Raw genomic sequence first — 4,775 nt, forward strand, 5'->3', positions numbered from 1 at the left:
AATAGACTTATTAAGCAGATATGAAGAATTAAGTTTAAAAAAAATCACATGCACTAATGTAGTTACAATAAATAACGTTCATAAATTTTTTGATAGTTTACAACATTTATCTAGCATAGGATTTAAAATAATAGAGACAGGTTTTAATATATATGACAAATGGGAAGATAGTGATCTGAAAATATTGAAAAATCAATTAAAAAATATTTCATATTATTATCTAAATAATAGACAAGATAAAGATAACACGAAGTTTATTTTTATGGAGAAACTATTATCTAATTATTACTATGGCTGTAAATTTTTTTCTTGTAAAGCTGGAATAAATAGCATATATATGAGTGCTGATGGAAGTATTTATCCTTGCAAAGAAGCACCGAATTTAAAATTAGGAAATTGTAAACATGAAAAAAATTTTATGAAAATTACGGAGATAGTTAAGTTTAATGAAACAAAAAATAAGAAGTGTTTAAGTTGTAAATATCTTAACAAATGTAGTGCAAGAGGATGTATTTCAAATAATATTATAATGAATGGGGATATAGATGAGCCTGAAAAACTTTATTGCTATATAACAAAGACCTTATTTGAAATGTTTGATAAGTATTTACAAATAAATTAATAGGAGGATTAAATGGAATCTGTTCAAGTATTTAATTTATTAGATAGAATTTTTTATTTAAATTTAGAAGAAGAATTTTATATTAGTATTAGGGCCGAAAAAAATAGTAATAAAGATATCTTAGATTCAGAGTATATAAAAAATATTATAAAAAAACAAAAACAAAAATATCAGAATATAAATTCCAAAAGAAAAAAGTTCAATTCTCTATATCTTATAACAAATGACGATTGTAATTTGAATTGTAGATTTTGTTCGATGCGATCAAATCTATTAGAAAGAAAAGTAAATTCAATTAATCTATTAGATATGGATACTATAATCGGGTCTATTGAAAAAATAAATCCTAGAAAAATAATTATTACAGGAGGAGAACCTACCAAAAATAGCGATTTATTAGATATTTTAAAATTAATAAAATTTAATAATAATATATCATCTAAAATTTATTTGCAAACGAATGGTACACTTATTACGGAAGAGTACTTCTCTAAATTAGTTAAATTAATTGATGGAATTGAAATGAGTGTAGGGCATTATAAAGATATATCTAAATTAGAAGATAAGATTGAAATGATTACAAAAAAAGGCATAGATTTTGTAACTACGTTGACAATTGATAGAACTATAAATGAAAATTTAGATATATTAAATTTAATTTTCAAAAAAAATATAAAGTTTATTTTAAACTTTATAAATAATTCTGGAAGTGCATATGATAATAATTTGAAAATAATGCGATATAGAGAAAAAATTAAGACGTATATAATTATGTTGGAATATATACTGAATAATAATTTTAATTGTGATAATGTAGTTGGTTCATTGTTTAATTATCCGAGAATAAGAAAATCTTGTAATGCATTTGGGAAGATGGTTACTATTTTCCCGAATGGAGACATAGGAATGTGTAATAAGTCGTTTGATGATTTTTTTAAGATTAACAAATACAATGATATTATTGATGAGATTAATAATAAAATAGAATCAAAAGAATATCAAGAACTTCTATGTGTAGACAAAAAAATTATGTGCAAGGATTGTAAATTTAGATATTTTTGTGGAGGATCATGTGTAGCAGATGAATTAATTAATTCTATTGATATTGAAGGATGTAAAATGAATAAAACATTTATTGTTTTTAATTTATTGATTTATGATTGTAAAATGACAAATCATGATAACATAAAAAGCTTAAAAAAATATCTGGAGTTTTGTTACAATAATCCAGAATGGATTAATAATGTTTAACCTTAAATTTTTGTAAATATTAATATATAAATTTAATAGTGAAAAATAATTATTTATGGTCTAGTACGCTTGACTTTTTAAATATTAATTATTATAATAATATTGTAAGGTAGTTAAATACCTTTGGCAGAATAAAATCTTATGTGAATAAGATTAGGTGTACTTATGTGATAGGAGGTAAGACAATGACACATGAAAAAGAAGTAGTGGAAAGAAACGATTTATTGGAAAACGATTTGTTGGAAGAAGAATGTTTAAGGAATCAATCTAGTGAAGAAGTGGTAAATTTATATGAAAAGGATTGTGGACAGGTACAACTTCATTGTGTAACAGATTGTTTTCCTTTCGGAACTTCATTTATTAATCCTGACAGATAATTGCTATATTGGGATTAAGAGAATTACAAATTTATGAAGAATAGAATCTACCCTACGGGGTAGATTCTATTCTTCATAATAACTATCTAAAACATATAAAAAAGAGAAAAATATGAGAAAAAATTATCGATTTTATCATTAGCACTATTGTTTGTTTTTTCTTTAGGAGTATTAATACAACCATTTAATGTTTACGCAAATAGTAAAGAAGATATTAAATTTGAAGAAATTGAAAACATAGGTAAAGATGTCCAAAAGTATATTGTAGTAGATGGAGATATATTATATTTTGACTATGAAAAAGCACAAGAAAATTATGAAAGTCAAGATTTAATCGAACAAGGATTATTATTGGAATCAGTGAGTGATAGTTATTCAAAATCAGATAATAAAGCGTATGGATTACGTTCTATTGGATTACCAATATGGGGAAATTATTGTGGACCAGGTTATATGGCTGAAAGGATTCAGATGAACCAGTTACTGATGTACTAGATGAAGGTTGTAGAAGACATGATCAATGCTACAAATGGTCATTAACATTAAGAATAAATTGTAAGTGTAATAAAGACTTGGTAGATTATATTGATTCACATAAAGGCGAAATGTCAGGAACAATGGCTAAAGTAGCATGGGCAATTAGGACATATTTTAATACTGTAGGACAATTAGGATGCTAAAAAATATAGAAAAATATACATTTGTACTCGGCATAATAATATTTGTTATTTCGAGACTGTGTAAAATTTTGTGTATAGAAACCTCCTGATTAGGGTAAGTGAAAACTAATCAGGAGGAATTTTTATGCCAAGAAAAAGACCAGGGACAAAAAGAAGCAAAATAGCAAAAATGTTAATTGAAGAATATCAGCCTAAAAGTTCACAAGATATTCAAGAAGCACTAAAATATCTTTTAGGCGATACAATGGAAGAACTTTTAAAAATAGAATTAGATGAGCATTTAGACTATGAATATGGAGAAAAACCACTATCATTAAATACAAGAAATGGTACTAGTAAAAAAGAGTTAGATCGTCATATGGACATATAGATTTAAACATACCAAGAGATAGAGAAGGAACATTTGAACCACAATCATTAAAGAAATATGAAAAAGACATATCAAACATAGAAAATCAAATAATATCAATGTATGGCAAAGGAATACCCTCGCCTAATAATATCATCAACTCATTTCATTCGTTGGATATTATTGGCTGGGTCAGGCTCTGACAACAAGAGACATATCATCTCACATCAAAGATATTTATGGTTTTGGCATATCAGAAACAATGGTAAGTAAAATAACCAACAAAATACTACCAACCATAGAAGAGTGAAAAAATAGACCAATAGAAAAAATCTATCCAATGGTCTTTTTAGATGCTATACACTACCACGTAAGAGAAAACAACATAGTAGTCAAAAAATCAGTATACATCGCCCCAGGCTACAACTTAGAAGGCTTTAAAGAAATACTAGTGCTATGGATTGGAGAAAACGAATCAAGCGAATACTGGCTTTTAGTATTAAATGGTCTAAAAGAAAGAGGATTAGAAGATGTATTAATCTTCTCAACAGACAATCTACCAGGATTTAGTGAGGCTATAGAAGCAATATATCCAAGAGCAGAAATTCAAAAATGCATAATACATCAGATAAGAAACTCAACAAAATATGTGTCATACAAAGATATAAAAGAAATAATGAAAGACCTAAAAGCAGTATACAAGGCACCAACAAAAGACTTAGCTTTAACAAATTTAGTAGTCTTTGAAGAAAAATGGGGTAAAAAATATCCAATGTGTGTAAGCTCTTGGAAAAACAACTGGACAGAATTATCGACATATTTTAAATATCCAGAAGGAATAAGAAAACTGATATATACAAAAAATGCTATGGAAAACTTCAATAGGCAGCTAAGAAAAGTGACCAAAAATAAAACCGTATTTCCAAATGACTATGCTCTACAAAAAATCTTGTATCTAGCAATGGTAGATGCCTCAAGTAAGTGGACATATAGAATACGATGCTGGGATCAAATCTTATCCCAATTATCAATATTTTATGAAGGGAGGTTTTAATTAAGATAAAAATTTAGTATGAAATCGGCTGCAAATTTTCATGAAAATTTGACAGTTTATTAAGCCCAAGTAAAATAAATAAAAGTTCCATTCCTATAGAAATGGACAAATATTGATACATAAAAAAATGCATCAACCCTTACCCTTTTATCAGGATTTAGGTTGATACACAAAATTATTTACAGACCCTAAATGTAAAAGAGGTAGTTAAGCAGTCCTACCTCTCCACTTCCTTTCCATAATAATTTTCATAGTTTTTCCTATATTGAACAAGGTCAGAAAATTGTTCTTTATTCAAAGAATACTCTTGCATAAGGGTGTTCTTTTTTTCTTGCAATTCATCGAGGTTTGATAGTATTTTTTTTGTGTTGGGTAGCTTTTTATAGTTTTCTAAAATTTCTTTAGCAGCTATTTTGTAGACGGAAAGTTCACTATAATATTC

General features: G+C 26.8%; 4 protein-coding genes and 2 pseudogenes. 5 read left to right on the top strand and 1 reads right to left on the bottom strand.

The annotated features are described in order from the left end of the window. The 5 genes and pseudogenes from Q4E08_RS11430 to Q4E08_RS11450 all read left to right on the top strand — a co-directional run. Window positions 1-622, top strand: a 622-nt coding sequence (locus Q4E08_RS11430) for an SPASM domain-containing protein (protein WP_303131067.1), incomplete at its 5' end; no start/stop codon positions are given. 12 nt (window positions 623-634) lie between these two features. Beyond that, entirely contained in the window at window positions 635-1,873 is a 1,239-nt protein-coding gene (locus tag Q4E08_RS11435) for a radical SAM protein (protein WP_303131068.1), read from the top strand. A 185-nt stretch (window positions 1,874-2,058) separates the two neighbouring features. Continuing rightward, window positions 2,059-2,250, top strand: coding sequence for a hypothetical protein (locus tag Q4E08_RS11440; RefSeq protein WP_037376846.1), 192 nt, complete (start codon window positions 2,059-2,061; stop codon window positions 2,248-2,250). A gap of 147 nt (window positions 2,251-2,397) precedes the next feature. Further along, the gene (locus Q4E08_RS11445) at window positions 2,398-2,745 is read left to right on the top strand and encodes a hypothetical protein (RefSeq protein ID WP_303131073.1); all 348 of its coding nucleotides are present in this window, start codon (window positions 2,398-2,400) and stop codon (window positions 2,743-2,745) included. 354 nt (window positions 2,746-3,099) lie between these two features. Then, window positions 3,100-4,333: pseudogene (locus Q4E08_RS11450) on the top strand (IS256 family transposase). Window positions 4,334-4,550: 217 nt separating this feature from the next. Here the strand turns inward: Q4E08_RS11450 and Q4E08_RS11455 are convergent. Next, window positions 4,551-4,775 (bottom strand): annotated as a pseudogene (locus tag Q4E08_RS11455) (hypothetical protein); the annotation flags it as partial.

Source organism: Clostridium sp. (genome assembly GCF_030532265.1).
Lineage (GTDB): Bacteria > Bacillota > Clostridia > Clostridiales > Clostridiaceae > Clostridium.